Here is a 16,759-nt window from a genome sequence, read left to right as displayed (position 1 = left end):
CCTCAGCTATTAACGGCAGCAACGATTGCAGACGAGAGCCGATCTACGATGAGGTCAATCTGCTCAGACTCAATGATATACGGGGGCGCAAGTAACACGTGGTCACCATTAACACCATCGATGGTACCACCCATCGGATAGCACATCAGTCCCCGTTCCATCGCCTCCCTTTTTACTTTCGAATGGATCTTGCGAGCAGGATCGAAAGGTTGCTTACTGTCCTTGTCCGAGACAAGTTCTATGCCACGAAATAAGCCGCGGCCGCGGATGTCTCCGACGAAGGGAGATTGGCCGAGCGCTGCATCAAGTCCCGCCTGGAGGCGATCGCCCATCTTAATGACGTTTTGCATGACCTCAGGTCGTGTGATGATTTCTACGACTTTGCTCGCTGCCGCAGCTGCAATTGGATGTCCGATATAAGTATGGCCATGCTGAAACAGGCCTGAGCCCTCCGCAAATGCCCGATAGATTTTCTCTGAGAGCATCACTGCGCCAATCGGCTGAAAGCCACCGCCCAAGCTCTTTGCAATCGTCAGCAGATCAGGAATAACCATCTCCTGTTCCAGCGCAAATATCGTTCCAGTGCGACCCATCCCGCACATTACTTCGTCGAGGATGAGGAGAACACCGAATTTATCACAAACGTGCCGCACGCGCTTAAAGTAATCGGCGACCGCTCCCACGGCACCGAGAGTCGCACCGACCACAGGTTCAGCCACGAAGGCCATGACTTTGTCGGCTCCAAGGTCGACAATCTTAGCCTCCAGCTCGGCAGCGAGCCGCTCGGCATAGGCTTCCGGCGTTTCGGTCGGATACATGTCGCGATAGGCATAGCACGGCGAAATATGGTGGGTTTCTGGTAAGATCGGCTTGAACTGTGCGCGGCGCCATTGATTTCCACCCGTCGCCAACGCCCCAATTGTATTTCCATGGTAGCTCTGGCGGCGCGCAATAATATGTCGACGTTGAGGTTGGCCAATTTCGACAAAATACTGACGAGCCATCTTTAGCGCCGCTTCTACAGCTTCGGACCCCCCAGAAACCAAGTACACGTAGTCCAGACCCTTGGGCGCCAACCGAACGAGCTGCTCGGCGAGCTGTTCCGCCACGTCGGTCGTAAAGAACGATGTATGGGCAAAGCTAATGCGGCCCATCTGTTCTTTCATTGCGTCTAACACTTCCGGATGATTGTGTCCGAGGCAGCTTACGGCGGCTCCGCCCGATCCATCGAGGTAGCTGCGCCCTTCGCTGTCCGTGATGTACATTCCTTGTCCTGCTACAGCTGTGGGCAGTTTTGTACCGATTGTTCGATGAAGGATTTTGGTCATATCAATCTCGGCTGGCTGTGGCCGGAAGTCCGGCGTTCTGTTCAATGATTTGCAGATTTTCCGCACCATTGCAACAATTGTTTTAGTATTTCATATGTGATGCATTTGTCTTTATATAATCGGGTAAAATCTCGAGGGGAAACAGGTGCCGACGCCTATGAACGATTTGACATTTCGCAAACCGAGGGCGATGGTTTGGTTGAATTTAGTTAGCTTGTTATGGAGCAAATGTTGCAAAAGGGACCACTGCACACTCAAATAATTGAGCAATTCGACGACATGTCCGAGCAACTGCAGCAGGCGGCGCGCCATATCTTGGAGCATCCTCAAGAAGTGGCACTCGTCTCAATGCGGGAGTTGGCTCGCAACGCCGGCGTGCAGCCCTCCACGATGACGCGGCTCGCAAAATTTCTAGGGTTTTCCGGATACGAAGACTTTCGGGGTCAGCACGCCGACGTCATTAGAGTGAGCGCAGACGGATTTGCTGCGCGCGCTATGCAGAGAGACGAGAGTGCAACTAATGGTGAGGGGCTGGCGCATCGAATGCTACAGAGCTTGTCGGCACAAATCGCTCGACTATGCGAACCTGATACACTGTCTGCCATACATGCCTTGGCCGACCGACTGAATCGGGCCCGGAGAATCTATGTTCTGGGTCTTCGCTCCTGCCATTCGGTGGCATGGCATTTCCACTATGTAATGACGTTGCTAGGTGAAAAAACCGTAAATTTGGATAGCCCAGCGGGAACAGCAGGCGATGCCCTTATCCGTGCCACCAAGGATGATGTTCTTCTTGCCATATCTATCAATCCATACTCGCTTTTTACCTTGGAAATGGCGGAGACAGCGCGTCAGAAAGGGATGGCGGTCTTTGCAATAACCGACAGCGAGGTTTCACCCCTGGTTACCATTGCGGAGCAGGTCATTCTTTGCCCGATTGAGAGCCAAACCTTCTTTCACACATTAGCACCTGCCCTAGCAATATCAGAGGTTTTGTGCGGCCTTTTGGCAAACCATGACCGCAAAGCCGCTGTTGAAGAGCTTAAGCGCGTTGATCGGCACCTTTCTTCGATGAATACGTACGCAATGTCCATTCCTCGACGTAAGATTTGATCTGGGGGTCGATGGTACCCGGTGTGCTGCCCTTGCGGACGGGTAAACGCACATGGTGAATGACACCTATCTTACCAGGGCGCAGCGTGGGGCACGCAACGAAATTACGTCGCTAATTCCATCGTTCCCGATGTAGCAAGGATGAATTTATGAGGCGGTTGATGCTCGCGGGCATCGAGGACCGCCATGTCGGGCGGACCAGCTGCTTTCGCAAGCTCTCGCCAAAGTTCGATGCGGCAGGCTTTGTGGACGAGGCGATCGAGGATACCAGTGATCGATGGGCACCTGACTGGTGACGATTGTGGAACGCTTCTCGTAGCGGTCGCCGATAATTTCGGGAGCATCGCGACGCTGCTCGTCGTGAGCTTCTCAGGCCCCAATCGTCGAGAATGCGGGTTTCGGAAAAGTCCGGACAGGATTTCCGGTAATCTCCGGACACAGTTGGAGTGCACCCCCAGGGTGAGACAAGGAAAATCGCGGACAGTTCGGTTTGTTCTATGCCGCCTTTTCGATGCCGTCGCGACAAGAATGCTTCAGTTCGTATTCCTCTGGAGTGAGATAGTCGAGCGCCGAATGTAGGCGCTGGGTATTGTAAACGGTGTCGATGAAGACGCCGATCCGCTTGCGAGCATCGTCTACGTCCCTATAGGCGAGACCTTGCACCTCTTCCTGCTTAAGGGTTTTCATGAAGCTCTCGGCTTTTGCGTTATCATATGGATTTCCGACGCGGCTCATGCTGGGCTGGATGCCGTAACGATGCAAAAGTTCGGAGTAGACCCCGCAAGCATACTGGACTCCGCGGTCCGAATGGTGAACCAGGCTGCCGGGCTCGGGTTGACGATCAGTGATTGCCATCTCGAGCGCCTCGATGGCAAGGCTTGCCCTGAGATGCGTGTCTAGAGCCCATCCGACCACTTTTCGGCTGAATGCGTCTAGCACCACGGCAAGGAAAGCAAATTCCTCAGCCAGATGCAGGAATGTTATGTCGGCAACCCACAGCTGATCGACGCCATTCAGGATCATGCCCCTGGCGAGGTTCGGCACAACTCTCCATCCATGCTTCGAATCGGTGGTTCTCGGAACGAACGGACGGGAGCGTAAACACAGCAGATTATCTTCGCGCATGATCCGCAAAACGCATTTGTGATTGACTTGCCATCCCTCCCGCCGCAGCAAGGCCGCGATCCGTCGATATCCATAATGAGCATTTCCGAGAACCAGCTTCTGTATGAGATCGCGCAATCCGGTCTCAGCCCGACGAGGGGCTGAATCCAGCCAATGTCGATAATAACTCGCGCGGCTGACGCCGGCGAGCCAGCACATTCTATCGATATTAAATTTGCCCTGCGACAGATCGGCCATCATTTTTTCGATGACTTGGAAGACTCCGTTTCGCCAGGAGCGCTGCTCCGACGATGAGCTTCCTCGAAGTGCTGCAAGGCTTCGCGAAAAAAATCGAGATCCAGCTGCTGCTGGCCGACTTTCTGCTCCAGCTCCCTGACCCGGCGCCTGGCTTTGGTCAGTGCCTTTTCTTGCGATGATGGCACGTTCACAGCACTCTGCAACTGCGGGACCTCGTCAATACTTGATGCCAATCGCGGCGGCCGGCCGCGCCGACGTGACGCCAGATTTCCATGAAGCCTCAGATAATCACGCCAATCATAAAGTCGTTGGCGACTGATACCAACCTCCTTCGCTAACTTACTGACGTTTTCGCCCGCCTCCATGCGTTGCAGAAGCGCGCGCTTTTCGTCCTCACCGATAGATTTTCGCCGTCCGGCCATGCCCAGTTTCCTCTCAATGTGGGGAAACTGTCCGCGATTTTCCTTGTCTCACCCTGGGGGTGCACTCCATAACTGTCCAGCTTTCGCGGAGCGCGCAGTCGAGAATGAGCAGACCGGTTCTTGCGAGCCCCTTGAGGACCTTGGCATATCGGCTGTCGCCGCGCGCGTGCGCAAGGGTGGCGAACAGCCTGGGCAGACGATGATAGGGGACGAAGAAGTTCTCGCGGCATGCATTGTGTCCGAGCGCTTAGGCAGCCAACTCTTGCCGACGCCGGCGGGTCCGATCAGCAGGAGACTATGATGTTGCCTGATTCAGTCACAGCCGAGCTTCACGAACAACGCTTGCCACGGTGGAATATCTCCATGATCCGGGCAGTGGCACGAATATCAACCTGCTGACTGACGAGGCCGTGTGGGACAGAATAGAAGAAGCTCTTGAACTCGACATGATAATCCGATGCTCGAGCGCGTCGTCGGTCAACTCGCCGGCCAATGGCCAGGGCTGCCCGCTTCAGCCTTTCCTGCTCGGTGCTGACGTGCAACGCCGAGCACCAGTTTGTCCCCGCAGATGATCTTCTATTCACGAGCTGATGAATTGATTGGGTGGCCGCTTAAGGCCGAGGTTCTCTCTTAAGGTATATCCCGAAAGATATCCCGACCTGAACTTTCCCCGTCGGCGTAATTCGGGCACTACGAGTTCAACAAAATCATTGAGTCCGCCAGGGACTGTTGATGGCAATACATTGAATCCGTCAGCCGCACGATTATTGAATACATCAACCATTGTATTGACAATTTCGCTCGGAGTTCCAACGACCATCAGATGCCCTCGGCTATCTGACACCGAGCGAATTAGCTGCTTCCAGGTGAATTTCTGGCGTGCGGCCAAGTCGAGAAGCAATTTCTGACGGCTCTGAATAAAATTAGTCTGCGGTAGGGTCTCAGGAACCAATGAGTCAAGATCCACCGAACGAAGATCGATAACAGACCCCAACCAGAGCTGAGCCTGTCCGATTAAAACATCAAGGTGGGTATAGGATTGCAACCTTCGAAGCTTCTCGGCCGCTTCTTGCTTGGTCGCCCCAACGATTGGGAGAATACCCGGCATGACAAGTGTTTGATCTTCATCTCGTCCAAAGCCCCGCGCCTGCTCCTTGAGAGTGGCATAATAGCGTTTACCGTTTTCTAAAGACGGTTCGGCTGTGAACACGACCTCGCCCACCTCTGCAGCAAATGAAATACCCGCCTCGGATGCGCCAGCCTGCACCAATACCGGATAGCCTTGGGGCGGCCTCGCAACGTTAAGTGGGCCTTTGACGCTGAAGTAGTGTCCTTGGTGGTCGAGCAAATGCATTTTTGTGGTGTCAGCATAGACGCCACTTTCTTTATCACGGATGAAAGCATCGTCCTCCCAGCTGTCCCAGAGGCCTTTCGCAACTTCTACGAATTCCCTTGCTCGAGCGTAGCGCACGTCGTGACCAAGAAGTTTTTCTTCACCAAAATTTTGAGCTTCGGAATCACTTGCAGAGGTGACAATGTTCCAAGCTGCGCGTCCTTCCGATAAGTGATCAAGTGAAGCGAACATGCGTGCAATATGGTACGGTTGATTATACGTCGTTGACGCTGTCGCGATTAATCCGATGTCCCGTGTTCTCGCTGAAAGCGCTGACAACAGCGAAATCGGCTCCGATTGATAGTTGCGGCTTATGCGAGCCGCGGCTGCGCGATCATTGATGACACCCTGGTGGTCAGCGAGAAATACAAAGTGAAACGCCGCACGTTCAGCGAGTGCTGCGAGGTGTGCATATCGGTCGATATCAGATCCGGCATTCGTTGGCACGCCGGGGTCGAGCCATGCACCTTCGTGATATCCCGAATGAGAAAGATAGAGTCCGAGCGTCATTTCGTCGCTACGTTGCATGCGGCACCTCCGATTGATGGATACGCCCTTGCGCCAGGTTTTGCTGAGGGCAAAGCATTCGATTGAGGCCATCACTGGACCGCTAGATGAAATATGCGCCTGAATATAGCGTCCAATGAGCCGGATTAATCTTACATGGGAGTTGATAACGACGAACCTACTAAACATGGCAGTTGTCGTATGCCGCGTCTCCTCTCCATTGATTTCCCGGTTAAGTCCAACGCTTTCAGATGACCCAGTGAGCACGTCGGGGACTATCTTCGAATTTGTAGAGGGAGCCGCCACGGACCAGCGCCTCGTCGGGCGATCGATTCTTCGGCTTGGCCTTGATCAGCTTTCTGCGGCCATGCGCCCGACAGAAAGCCAGCTTCAACGGATAGCCATCCGAGCGCTTTGGCATGGCGAGGTCAGAATAGCCACCATAGGAGTCAACTTGGATCGTACCATTAAAGCCAAGGAGGAGTACTGCAGCATTTCGTCATTACGCCGAGGTCGATAATGGAATACCGCGCCCGGCGGCGTAGATCCGTTCTATCAGCAATTTTCACGTAGCACGGCCCAGAATACCCAACCCGTCTTCGTTTCGCCGCGCCCCGGATCCGACACCGGGGCCATGGTGGCGTCGACGTAGAGCCGCAATTTCTCTACCCATGCGCCCCATCCAGTCGGTCGGGACGACGCAATCGAGCGGCACTGCATATCTGGCCATGACTGCGGTCTGCTGGTTCAGCGGCATGTGTTGAGAATGCTTGGAAACAGCGACATGCACCAGTAGCACTTCGATCGGCCAGTTATCCTCCAACAGACAGCCGGTGACCTGGCCTGCACCACGCCTGGATGACCCTTGGGGCAAGTGTATTTCGGACGAGCGGATCGGTACGATCACCTGAGCGTGCCGACATCTGGTCAAGCCGTTCCGTGCGATCCTTGCCGATCCGGACCACGTGGCTTTGGTCTGCACCATCAAAGCCGGCCTGATGGCCACAATGGAAGTCCTCCGGCCACGTTCCGAGTAGATTCGGCAAAGGTTTGGCCCGCGACGATCATGCTGTCCCAAATCGCGCACCACGGCGGCAACCCGATCACCTGAAGGCTTTCTACAATCGCGCCTTCAGATGATTAGGCCTTGCGGGTTTCGACGACGAGTTCGACAACTCGACAACTTCGCATCACCCGACAGATGCATTACCCCGTCCAGCCAAATCTCGAGCTCTTGCCAAAAACCTCCTGGCAGAAACCAATGTTCAAAAACACCCGGAATCGGTGGGAAGGAGACGGGACAAATTCACTCGGCGCTCCGGTCAAATAGAATCTCACAATAGGTCCGCCGGCGAAGCTCACGCGTCCATCGGACCAGATCTGCCTTCACCGCACTCTATAGACGAACTCCGCCTACTTCAAACCAACTGCCGATGAAGCCGGCAGGTTATCAAATCTATAACTTGCAAAGCCACGCGTTTGGAGCGCAAGTGAGATTGGCCCCAAACGCATCTGTGCAATAAGTATCCACAACAAACCCTGAATGCTCGGCCAACTGCAGGCCTTCGTTGATTTCTTTGGTCGCTTCTAAAGGAACATCTTCAATCACATAATAATCGCCTGATACTAAAAGGTGGCTCAGATAGGAAAATATTGCAAACACTTGGACGTGTGCGTCGTCGACTACGAGCCAGGGGTGAGGCAACCCCATCAGCCAGTCTTTGTCTAAGGTTTGAACGTCCATCAGATCAACCTTGTGAAAGCTGAGACGTGGATGCTTCGCATTTGGATGAATGCAATTGATGTGCAAATCGAATGAATGAACTTCGCTAGGCTGCTCGCAAAGCATTGACATATGATCAGCAAACCATAGCGCGCTACCACCTTGGAACGAACCGAATTCGATAATTGTCCTCGGTTGAAGCTCCCAGATAAGTCGTGTGTACAGAGCCAGATCAAAAGGAGTTTTGATGTTTATTAGACCTTTATACGTCAGCGCCAACGCCCCAACTGCGGTGGAGCGCTTTGGAAAAGTCCACGGGTTAATAGACGATCGCCACCCTCGGTCCGATGGCTTTGCAAAGCGATGGGAATGGTCAGCATTCACGACGCTGCTCATCGCCTCATACATTGCTTGGTCAAGAAGCCCCCCAGGCCTTATTTGATCGGGATAATTCTTGTGTGCGGCCTCCCAAAAAGCTTGGTATCCGGAAGCGAGTTTCATAAGACGATCTCCATACAGCACCTATCATTAGCCCTTAGAGACGGCCAGATTGGTCCGTCATCCCAGGCCCCAACTAAATCATTGAGTTCAAGTTGGACAACTACCAAGTCAAATAGGGGCTGAAGTTCGGCCTGTCGCCCGCAGGCGAAGCAATAACCCGACGGGCACGCGTGAGCGGGAAGTCGTAGCACCGTAATATTACCAACGAGCGCCGAACCATACCCACCCGGCGGTGTCACGAACCAAAGCCACTGACCGGAAACATGGGGCCTCCCCGTCTACGCAAGGGTTTTGCCGCACAACTAAAGCGCATCGGGGAAGTCATCGAACCGGAAACTCCGCCTGGTTGAGAATGCTGGAAAAGGGTCTGGTCGGCGAAAACCGCTGCGAACGTTTGGACTCGTGCCGCCGGAATTTAGGGTCGTCGTGCCGCGCCCTATCAAATACGCGTTCCAAGCCCGCCGACGGAACGGCTGCTCGCCGATATCGCCGTGCCCAAATAAAGGTCTTCCCCTAATGACATTCGCGGATTGTTGCGCAACTTCGGTCTGAAAATCGGATTGGTCGGCAAGATCAAATTCGAGGAGCGGATCAATGAGCTCGTCAAAGACAGGCCTGATCTGCGCGAAATTATGCAGCCATTGTTGACTGCACGCAAACTGCTGCGCGACGCATTCACCAAGCTGCACAAGAAGGTTTTGGATTTGGTCCGCGAGGATGAAGTTTGTCGTCGATTGACGACGATCCCTGGTGCCGGCCCCGTGGTCGCTCTCACCTATAAGGCAACCATCGATATTCCTGCGCGGTTTGCATATGCAAAGGCGGTGGGTTCTGTGCTCGGGCTGACTCCGAAACTGAACGAGTCTGGTGAAAGCAAACGGGTCGGGCGAGTATCTTGTTTGCGGTGACGCGATGATGCGATCCCTGCTGTACGAGCAGCACAAGTCCTCCTTGTAAACGTTAAGAAATGGCCGTTGCTAAAAGCGTGGCGATGAATATCGCCAGACGCCGCGGGAGGCGAAAGGCGGTTGTAGCGTTGGCTCGACGACATGCGGAGAGCATGCATCACATGTGGAGTGACAGAACCGAATTCTGCTGGACACGGGAGAGCTTGCCTGTTGCTGCGTAATTAGCAACCGGGGTAACGAGAAAAAAGGAACAAGAAGATTCCGCCGCCGGTGGAAAGATGTCCTTCGCAGGACGATGGATGGGGTGAGTTCGCGTGGTTGTCTTGGTACGGTCGTTATTGCGATCAGGTCGCCGATTAGATTGTTCCACCTCATTCTTCTGGTCCCATAGTGGGAGGGCCATGCAGGCCGATCCCGGAGAGAAGCCCGATACTGCGAAGCCATCAATCACCATAGCTACGGACAGTCACAAGGTGCTTGACCTCACCACGCCGAATAGAGAAGACAACTCCCCATAGTGTGTCTGGTGGGAGACGCTGTCGTTGGAGACTCGACAAAAGCCCCGGCCAATTTTCTGCGTCATAGCGCGGTCAGAGATTCTGCGAACGGACCGTCTTGCATGATCAAAAAGACGCCGAGCAAAGTTATACTTGAGCTGAACAATTGGATTGCCATCCCCGCAAGCCTTATGGGCGGGTTGCGGGGAACAAATATTGACCGATTTTGAAGACTGTTGCCATCCCCGCTCGACGACGGCTCTCATCGTGCAACGCATGTGAAGCTTTCTAAACTGCTCTCCAGAATAGCGTGCGCCCTTGCATGAACTGAGCGCCGGCCTGTGCCTGATTGCAACACACACGGTTGGCAAGCAATTTGCGTGGCGCGTTGCGCCGGCCCCTTTGGCCGATGACAAATAGAGGAAATTTTCATGAGTTCAACTCAAGAACGTCGGCGGGGCAAACCTGATGGAAAGCGGCCTTCTTTAATCGTGACGGCCGACCGTCTCACTCGCATCTGTATCGCGCTACTAAAAGCTGGCGGTGCTTCGGAGGATGAGGCGCATGCGGTCGCCACAGGCTGTGTTAACGCGAATTTGGCAGGTCATGACTCCCACGGAATCATTGCCATCCCAGGCTATCTCAACAGCATGAAGGCGGGAGATATAGTGCCAGGCGCGGAGTGGAAAATCGTGCGAGAATCCGCCACCACCGCTGTTATTGATGGCAACTGGGGCTTCGGATTTCATGTCAACGCTAATGCGATGGCGCTCGCGATCGAAAAAGCTAAGAACGCGAACGTGGCGGCCTGCACAGTCTTCAGGCAAAGCCACGTGGGACGGCTGGCCGCCTATGTCTCGATGGCGGCAACAGCCGGCATGATCGGAGTTGCGATGGCTGATTCTGGTAACTTGCGTAAATACGTGGCGCCGTTCGGCGGTCGTGAAGCGCGACTTGGCACCAACCCGATCTCGATCGCGGTACCTTCCAATCTCGATGCGCCGTTTCTGCTCGACATGGCAACCTCGGCGGCGGCCGCCGGCAAGCTTCAACTGGCTGTCGCGCGGGGTGAGAAAATTCCTAAAGGCTGGTTGGTGGATGTGAAGGGACGCACCACAACCGATCCTCGCGAATACAGCAAAGGTGGCGTATTGCTGCCGCTTGGCGGAGCCGAAGGCTATAAGGGCAGCGGGCTCGCGGCAATTGTGGAAGTATTATCGGGGATATTATCAAGCTCTGGTTTCGCAATCCAGCCGAGCGGCCGTGAGAATTTTGGTTGTTTTATGGCCGTATTCAATGTGGCAGCCTTTCGACCGCTTAATGAAGTCAAAAAAGAAGTCTCCGACTTCGCGCAGTACCTGAAGTCAGCGGCGCCGTCGGAAGGCTCACCCGGCGTGTTCTACCCCGGCGAGATCGGACACCTGCGCGCGCAGGAACGCATGAGAAGTGGCATTGAAGTCGAAAACGCAACCTGGGAGAAACTGCGCGCACTTGCACGCGGATACGGACTTGCCGACGAACTTGATCTCGCCTGAAAAAAATGAGGTCGTGGTGTTGGTCGTCGGCTCGCATACGCAAGCTTCCGTATGAGCTCAGTTTCTCTTTGCTCGCGGATGTAAAGCTTGATGTTGAGGGACACTTCGAAAATGTGTCGTCTTCGATCAGTAAATAAAATAATCGGGAATTAGCGTCTGTGGACGGACGCCGGGTGGCGCGGCAGACGGCCGATGCCTATGGTGCCTACAACGACCTTTATCGTGCTGATCGCAGTCCTGCACCGATCAAGAGCGCGCTCTACTGGAGCCATGCGCGGCGCAGGTTCTTCGAACTGGCCGATATCGCTGGCAATGTGCGCAAGGGCAAACCTGCCCACGAAATATCGCCCGGCGTGCTTGAGACCGTCGCCTGCATCGACCCGCTCTTCGACATCGAGCGCGGCATAAACGGGAAGTCCGCAAGCAACGGTTTGCTGCCCGCGAGCAGCATGCTCGTTCGCTAGTCGAAGAACTGCACGACTGGCTCATGGCCCAGCGTTCTCAGATGTCAAAGCACAATCCCCTCGCCAAGGCGATCAACTACATGTTCGAGAAGGAGGGTCGCTGGGAAGCCTTCACCCGGTTCCTCGACGACGGCAGGCTTTGCATCCCGAACAATGCGGGCCGAGCGCGCCCCGCGCGGGATAGCAATGTGCTGTTCATTATACACCCCCTCTTCAAGTATCTGTAAATTGGAATTTGAATTTCCGGCGGCGACTGACTCGGGCGTCCTTTCCGCCTCATCGCAGTTGTGACGCCGGGATCGCGAAGATCCGCTGATTTGTAGGCGTGAATTCCACGCACGCGCCGGATCGAGCCGACGCGTTTTGCTGTCCAGGTCTTGCCTTGAGCAGTCGGTAGTCCCATCCGATTGAAGGTCGCAGCGATGTGCTCATCAGACCAACGTCTCGCCATACTCTCTATGACTGCCAAAGGCGTCGTCGGACATGGCACGTTCGTGTTCACCGGATTGTGGTTTGCGCAAGCGGAGGGTGGAATGTCGCCCACCCTTCCAATGGATCGTTAGCACGATCGGGCTGTCGGCCTCATCGAGGTTGACGGGAATGTCGTTTATGAGCGCGCGCAGCGTGCGCATCGACAACACGTTGGAAGACGACCAGGCTACGCCGAGACCTACGGCAAGGCCCCAGCCTGGCTGATGCAGCCGCACCCCCGGCAAGTAAACTTATCCCGGACGGTCTGGACCACCTTGAAGCGGCGTGGGATCTCCTCCAGCGTCTCGGTAGTATCCTCGCCCAGCTTCCACAGCCGTTCGCTACCGCAATGGGTGTAGGCGCCAGGAGCTTCGATGACGACACGTTCCCGCTCGATATTGTCCGGCCAGGGTTTGCGCACCGGCCGCTTGCGAGTGAAGGCCCGAACGGTCTGGCTTTTGGCAGAGGCCGCTTCGGATGCAAGCTCGTCCTCGGTCGAGTCGGCGACCAGCTCTTCGAGCTGCAATTCCATCTGGTCGATCAGCCGCTGGGTGCGCTCCCGGCTCGGACCGTGTTTGTCGCGTTCCAACTTGGCGATCAGCAATTGCAGATGGGCGTTGAGCGCCTCGATGCTGGAAAGCTCTGCCTTGGCTTTGGTGGTCGCTTCGGCCTCCGCCTGCAACCGCGCCTCGCGTTCCGCCAGCAGCGCGGTGTGGGCGCTGGCAAGATCGTCCGGAAGGGAAAGCGGTGGCAATGACATGCAAATTTTAGAGCATATTTCCTGAACAAATTCAATGATGAAGGCGCTCAAACCCGTGTCGGACGCCAGGTTTCCTGCGGCGCCCGCCAGTCAATTCCCGACAGCAAATAAGAAAGCTGTGCGGCCGAGATCGCGACGGCGCCGCCTCCAACATTGGGCCAGATAAACCGCCCGCGCTCCAATTTTTTGTACCTCACAACAGAATGCAGCCACTGCCAACGCAGATACGCAGTTAGTGCGGGTAACGCATCCGTTTCATCCTTTATTCCCACGGCAGTTGCCGTGCGTCGGCAAGCGCTACAACCGGCATGGTGAGCGCCTTTTGCTGCAGACCGAGGACGCCACTGTTTGGTCGGTTCCTCCGCAATGGACTGATCTTGTGAGCTTGGATCCTGAGGTCGTCATGAGCAACGGACGATCGCTCTTGCGGGTGGTCGACTTAATGGAGTTGCCACTCTGGTGAAGCGCCTTTCGAGCAAATCGGGGCCGCGCTGACGTGCGGAAGTGTAAGGATAAATATGCCGCATTTGTAAAGTGGATTATGCCGCAAGAGGTCGCTTTTATGAGAGGTTACGCCTGCAAATATGAGGTATTTCGTCAAATAGACCATAAGCATCGTCTTGACGAGGTAGCAAAATGCGTCATAATTAGCATTACGCTAACGCCGCTTCATGTCCTCGGAGCCATTGATGTCTGCGAAGTACGACAGCAAGCGCACAAAGACGGATGTCCTCATCGAAGAGGGCACGTTCAATCCCACCCCCGAGAAGGTGCGCGATCCAAAGTTTCGGGGCAGCGAGTTCTTCGATCCGCACGACGCCGTGCAGGTCAAATACGAGATGCTGCGTCGCGTCTCCATCGACAAGGTGTCGGTGACGGAGGCCTCCGACGATTACGGTGTTTCCAGGCCAACCTACTACCAGGCCAAGGTGAACTTCGACATGGCCGGGATTGCCGGATTGGTGCCGACAAAGCCGGGCCCCCGCGGTCCCCACAAGATCGACGACAAAGTCCTGGCATTTCTGCAGGCGCAGCTCGCCCCAGGAGAACCCGTTCGCGCCCGGGAACTGGCCAAGCTGCTCCGCCAGGAACTCGATATCGAGCTTCATCCCAGATCGATCGAGCGGGTTCTAAAAAAAAGCAGCAGGTAAACATTGCCGCGACGGTGGCATGCCCGATCCAACCGTCGACCATCGCGTCCCAGTACGAGGTATTGCGCAAGGCTGCTTTCGGCGCAGCGCTGCCGCTTATGGCCCGTAGCGGCCTGATGCTCTTTCTGCGCCGGGGCATGTGGGGATGGGCTCAGGCGCTGACAGCAACAGCAAGCACCCCGCGAGAGCAGATTTACCAATCGTCAATTGCTTGGCCGCTGCACGGCGGGCACAGCGCCGTTGTTCACGTCCTTGCGACAATCGCCATGAGCATCAACGATCGGAGATCACCATGAATGTACATCTCAAAGTCCAGCCTCATCACCTCGAACGCGGCGCCTACCTGTACATCCGCCAGTCTTCAATGCGGCAAGTCGTTGAGAACGTCGAGAGCGCCAGGCGGCAATATGCGCTTCGGGGACGCGCTGTCGCCCTCGGCTGGCGCGACGAGCAGATTATCGTCATCGACAACGATCAAGGAGAGTCCGGTGCATCGGCGGCGTGGCGCGAAGGGTTTCAGCGGCTGGTCAGCGATGTCGGCATGGGGCATGCCGGGATCGTCATGGGCCTGGAGGTCTCCCGTCTGGCGCGCAACAATGCCGACTGGCAGCGTCTGCTGGAGATCTGCGCCCTTGCCGACACCCTGATCCTCGACGAGGACGGCGTCTATGATCCGGCAAGTTTCAACGACCGGCTCCTGCTCGGCCTGAAGGGAACAATGAGTGAGGCCGAGCTGCATGTGATCAAAGCCCGGCTACGCGGCGGCATTCTCAATAAGGTGCGGCGCGGCGAGTTTCGTTGCCTCCTGCCGACCGGGCTGGTCTATGACCATTTCGGCAATGTGACTCTTGATCCAGACATGCAAGTCAGAGAAACGATCATTCATTTCTTTGAGATGTTCTCTCGCCTCGGGTCCGCCTCCCAGACCGTCAAGGTCTTTCGCAATGAAGGCCTATTGTTTCCATCGCGCCTACACAACGGCGGCACGCTGTTTCGGCCGCTGACCGCATCGACGGCGATGCGTGTCCTGAACAATCCGCGCTACGCTGGCGCCTATACCTATGGCCGACGACAGTTTCGACGCACCATCGACGGCAAAAAGACTCTGCGTGCGCGCGACATTGATGACTGGCCGGCCTGCATTCCCGATGCTCATCCCGGCTATATCAGCTGGGAGCGACATCAGGAGAATCTGAAGATCCTCAAGGCGAATGGCCGTGGATTTGAAGCGGCACGAGCTTCAATCCCAAGGGAGGGACCGGCACTGCTGCAAGGCCGGGCCGTGTGTGGGCAGTGCGGCAGTCATCTTAGGGTTCGCTATGCGGCGCGGCGTGGCCGGCAGGAAGCCTGGTACATTTGTAATCGTGCCCGCATTTATCGTGGGGAGCCTATGTGTCAGTCGATCGCCGGGCCTCCCGTCGATGAAGCCATCGGTATGCTGATTGCCGAGCAGATGACGCCGGCGGCCGTCGAACTCGTTCTCGAAGTCCGCAAGGAGATCCAAGCCCGGCATGAAGAAGCAGACCGGCTGCGCTGTCGCGCAATCGAACGCGCCCAAACGGAAGCCGAGCTCGCTCAGCGCCGCTTCATGCTTGTCGATCCTAGTAACCGCCTCGTCGCCGACACGCTCGAAGGTGAATGGAACGAGAAGCTTCGCACGCTGGCCAGTGCCCGCGAAGAGCGCGAACGTGGCCGAGAGCACGATCAATTCATCCTCGATAAAGCTGTCCACGAACGGTTAGTCGCGATGACGGCCGACTTCAACCAGCTCTGGAAAGATCCGGATACCCCAAGCCGCGAACGCAAGCGATTGCTGGCCCACATCATTGAGGATGTCACTCTCTTAAAGTTGCCAGCGGAAGGAACCACCAAGCTTCACGTTCGCTTCAAGGGCGGCAAAATCCAGACGCTCACCACCATGAACCCAAAATCCTCTCCTCAGCAGATCAAGACAAAGCCCAGTATCATTGAACTGGTCGATAGGCTTCTCGACGATTACATTTATCCCGAGATCGCCGAGATTCTAAACGAGCAGGGACATCGCCCAGGTGGAACCGCACGTCGCGGCTGCCAGGACGCCCGCTTTACACCCCTCAAAGTCGCCTATCTCATCCACGAATATAAGCTGCGATCACGATATGATCGACTGCGACAGCGGGGAATGCTGACAAGACAGGAAGCGGCAGCGCATCTCAATATCAGCGAGCAAACCGTCGCCAGATGGGCCAAATTTGGCCTCATCACCAGACATGCCTATAACGGGCACTATAGCCTGTACGAAATCGCCGATGGAGACCTGCCGCAAAAGCAATGCAGCCGATGGAATCCACTCGAAGATCGCGCTGCTGCGTATCGACAAATGCAAACCGAGCCAAGAACATCAACTGGCGAGGAAAGAGGTGTAGTATAAACGCCGATCGTTCGTGAACAGGCAGGCGCCTTGGCCGTCATGCCAAATTAGTTTTACCAGATCACCTCGTCGACCCCTGAAGCAGAACAGATGACCGCCCAGAGGGTCATGCTTCAACACCTCCTGCACCCGAAGGGCCAGCGAAGGAAAGCCGCACCGCATGTCTGTATGTCCCGTCGCCAGCCACACCTTGACCCCCGTTCCCATCGAAAAC

General features: G+C 55.7%; 11 protein-coding genes and 8 pseudogenes. 7 read left to right on the top strand and 12 right to left on the bottom strand.

The window, feature by feature from the left end:
• Positions 1 to 2: 2 nt before the first annotated feature.
• On the bottom strand, positions 3 to 1,328 hold the full coding sequence (locus NXC24_RS23030; RefSeq protein ID WP_104825937.1) for an aspartate aminotransferase family protein: 1,326 nt from the start codon (positions 1,326 to 1,328) through the stop codon (positions 3 to 5).
• Positions 1,329 to 1,556: 228 nt separating this feature from the next.
• Between NXC24_RS23030 and NXC24_RS23025 the strand changes: the two genes are divergently transcribed.
• The gene (locus NXC24_RS23025; protein WP_104825936.1) at positions 1,557 to 2,441 is read left to right on the top strand and encodes a MurR/RpiR family transcriptional regulator; all 885 of its coding nucleotides are present in this window, start codon (positions 1,557 to 1,559) and stop codon (positions 2,439 to 2,441) included.
• A gap of 112 nt (positions 2,442 to 2,553) precedes the next feature.
• Here NXC24_RS23025 and NXC24_RS35870 read toward each other — a convergent pair.
• From NXC24_RS35870 to NXC24_RS22985, 7 genes and pseudogenes are all read right to left on the bottom strand, one after another.
• Positions 2,554 to 2,847: pseudogene (locus NXC24_RS35870) on the bottom strand (ATP-binding protein); the annotation flags it as partial.
• An 89-nt stretch (positions 2,848 to 2,936) separates the two neighbouring features.
• Complete coding sequence (locus tag NXC24_RS23015) at positions 2,937 to 3,803, bottom strand: IS3 family transposase (RefSeq protein WP_158704535.1); 867 nt, start codon at positions 3,801 to 3,803, stop codon at positions 2,937 to 2,939.
• The gene (locus tag NXC24_RS23010) at positions 3,803 to 4,225 is read right to left on the bottom strand and encodes a helix-turn-helix domain-containing protein (protein WP_104825753.1); all 423 of its coding nucleotides are present in this window, start codon (positions 4,223 to 4,225) and stop codon (positions 3,803 to 3,805) included. The genes NXC24_RS23015 and NXC24_RS23010 overlap by 1 nt, the downstream gene beginning before the upstream one ends.
• A 97-nt stretch (positions 4,226 to 4,322) precedes the next feature.
• A pseudogene (locus tag NXC24_RS23005) lies at positions 4,323 to 4,570 on the bottom strand (ATP-binding protein); the annotation flags it as partial.
• A 235-nt stretch (positions 4,571 to 4,805) separates the two neighbouring features.
• Positions 4,806 to 6,146, bottom strand: a complete 1,341-nt coding sequence (locus NXC24_RS22995) for an LLM class flavin-dependent oxidoreductase (protein WP_104825935.1) — start codon at positions 6,144 to 6,146, stop codon at positions 4,806 to 4,808.
• A gap of 247 nt (positions 6,147 to 6,393) precedes the next feature.
• Positions 6,394 to 7,090 (bottom strand): annotated as a pseudogene (locus tag NXC24_RS35865) (transposase); the annotation flags it as partial.
• A gap of 491 nt (positions 7,091 to 7,581) precedes the next feature.
• Positions 7,582 to 8,349, bottom strand: coding sequence for a CmcI family methyltransferase (locus NXC24_RS22985; protein ID WP_104825750.1), 768 nt, complete (start codon positions 8,347 to 8,349; stop codon positions 7,582 to 7,584).
• A 272-nt stretch (positions 8,350 to 8,621) separates the two neighbouring features.
• Between NXC24_RS22985 and NXC24_RS35860 the strand changes: the two are divergent.
• The 4 genes and pseudogenes from NXC24_RS35860 to NXC24_RS22970 form a co-directional block, all read left to right on the top strand.
• Positions 8,622 to 8,802: pseudogene (locus NXC24_RS35860) on the top strand (IS66 family transposase); the annotation flags it as partial.
• 62 nt (positions 8,803 to 8,864) lie between these two features.
• A pseudogene (locus NXC24_RS35855) lies at positions 8,865 to 9,478 on the top strand (transposase); the annotation flags it as partial.
• A 707-nt stretch (positions 9,479 to 10,185) separates the two neighbouring features.
• On the top strand, positions 10,186 to 11,289 hold the full coding sequence (locus NXC24_RS22975; protein WP_104825748.1) for an Ldh family oxidoreductase: 1,104 nt from the start codon (positions 10,186 to 10,188) through the stop codon (positions 11,287 to 11,289).
• A gap of 188 nt (positions 11,290 to 11,477) precedes the next feature.
• Positions 11,478 to 11,942: pseudogene (locus NXC24_RS22970) on the top strand (transposase); the annotation flags it as partial.
• Between the two features lie 118 nt (positions 11,943 to 12,060).
• Here NXC24_RS22970 and NXC24_RS35850 read toward each other — a convergent pair.
• From NXC24_RS35850 to tnpB (NXC24_RS35845), 3 genes and pseudogenes are all read right to left on the bottom strand, one after another.
• Positions 12,061 to 12,382 (bottom strand): annotated as a pseudogene (locus NXC24_RS35850) (serine recombinase); the annotation flags it as partial.
• Positions 12,383 to 12,441: 59 nt separating this feature from the next.
• Positions 12,442 to 12,984 (bottom strand): annotated as a pseudogene (locus NXC24_RS22965) (IS66 family transposase zinc-finger binding domain-containing protein); the annotation flags it as partial.
• A 47-nt stretch (positions 12,985 to 13,031) separates the two neighbouring features.
• Positions 13,032 to 13,208 (bottom strand): IS66 family insertion sequence element accessory protein TnpB, encoded by a 177-nt coding sequence (tnpB, locus tag NXC24_RS35845; RefSeq protein WP_281060697.1) that lies wholly within the window; start codon positions 13,206 to 13,208, stop codon positions 13,032 to 13,034.
• Positions 13,209 to 13,673: 465 nt separating this feature from the next.
• Between tnpB (NXC24_RS35845) and NXC24_RS22955 the strand changes: the two genes are divergently transcribed.
• Together NXC24_RS22955 and NXC24_RS22950 are read left to right on the top strand one after the other, a co-directional pair.
• Positions 13,674 to 14,135 carry a helix-turn-helix domain-containing protein gene (locus NXC24_RS22955; protein ID WP_104825746.1) on the top strand — a complete coding sequence of 154 codons (462 nt, stop codon included), beginning with the start codon at positions 13,674 to 13,676 and terminating at the stop codon, positions 14,133 to 14,135.
• A gap of 145 nt (positions 14,136 to 14,280) precedes the next feature.
• Complete coding sequence (locus tag NXC24_RS22950; RefSeq protein WP_245464061.1) at positions 14,281 to 16,545, top strand: recombinase family protein; 2,265 nt, start codon at positions 14,281 to 14,283, stop codon at positions 16,543 to 16,545.
• Here the strand turns inward: NXC24_RS22950 and tnpB (NXC24_RS22945) are convergent.
• The gene (gene tnpB, locus NXC24_RS22945; protein ID WP_281060696.1) at positions 16,516 to 16,752 is read right to left on the bottom strand and encodes an IS66 family insertion sequence element accessory protein TnpB; all 237 of its coding nucleotides are present in this window, start codon (positions 16,750 to 16,752) and stop codon (positions 16,516 to 16,518) included. The two genes, NXC24_RS22950 and tnpB (NXC24_RS22945), sit on opposite strands and share 30 nt — an antisense overlap.
• Positions 16,753 to 16,759: the final 7 nt, after the last annotated feature.

Source organism: Rhizobium sp. NXC24 (assembly GCF_002944315.1).
GTDB lineage: Bacteria > Pseudomonadota > Alphaproteobacteria > Rhizobiales > Rhizobiaceae > Rhizobium.
Note: the sequence above shows the minus strand (reverse complement) of the source record. Positions and strands in the feature narration are given on the sequence as shown.

Coding starts and splice junctions, on each gene's coding strand:
- NXC24_RS23030 (WP_104825937.1), bottom strand. CDS start 1,328: ATGACCAAAATCCTTCATCGAACAATCGGTACAAAACTGCCCACAGCT.
- NXC24_RS23025 (WP_104825936.1), top strand. CDS start 1,557: ATGTTGCAAAAGGGACCACTGCACACTCAAATAATTGAGCAATTCGAC.
- NXC24_RS23015 (WP_158704535.1), bottom strand. CDS start 3,803: ATGGCCGATCTGTCGCAGGGCAAATTTAATATCGATAGAATGTGCTGG.
- NXC24_RS23010 (WP_104825753.1), bottom strand. CDS start 4,225: ATGGCCGGACGGCGAAAATCTATCGGTGAGGACGAAAAGCGCGCGCTT.
- NXC24_RS22995 (WP_104825935.1), bottom strand. CDS start 6,146: ATGCAACGTAGCGACGAAATGACGCTCGGACTCTATCTTTCTCATTCG.
- NXC24_RS22985 (WP_104825750.1), bottom strand. CDS start 8,349: ATGAAACTCGCTTCCGGATACCAAGCTTTTTGGGAGGCCGCACACAAG.
- NXC24_RS22975 (WP_104825748.1), top strand. CDS start 10,186: ATGAGTTCAACTCAAGAACGTCGGCGGGGCAAACCTGATGGAAAGCGG.
- NXC24_RS22955 (WP_104825746.1), top strand. CDS start 13,674: ATGTCTGCGAAGTACGACAGCAAGCGCACAAAGACGGATGTCCTCATC.
- NXC24_RS22950 (WP_245464061.1), top strand. CDS start 14,281: ATGGGCTCAGGCGCTGACAGCAACAGCAAGCACCCCGCGAGAGCAGAT.
- tnpB (WP_281060696.1), bottom strand. CDS start 16,752: ATGGGAACGGGGGTCAAGGTGTGGCTGGCGACGGGACATACAGACATG.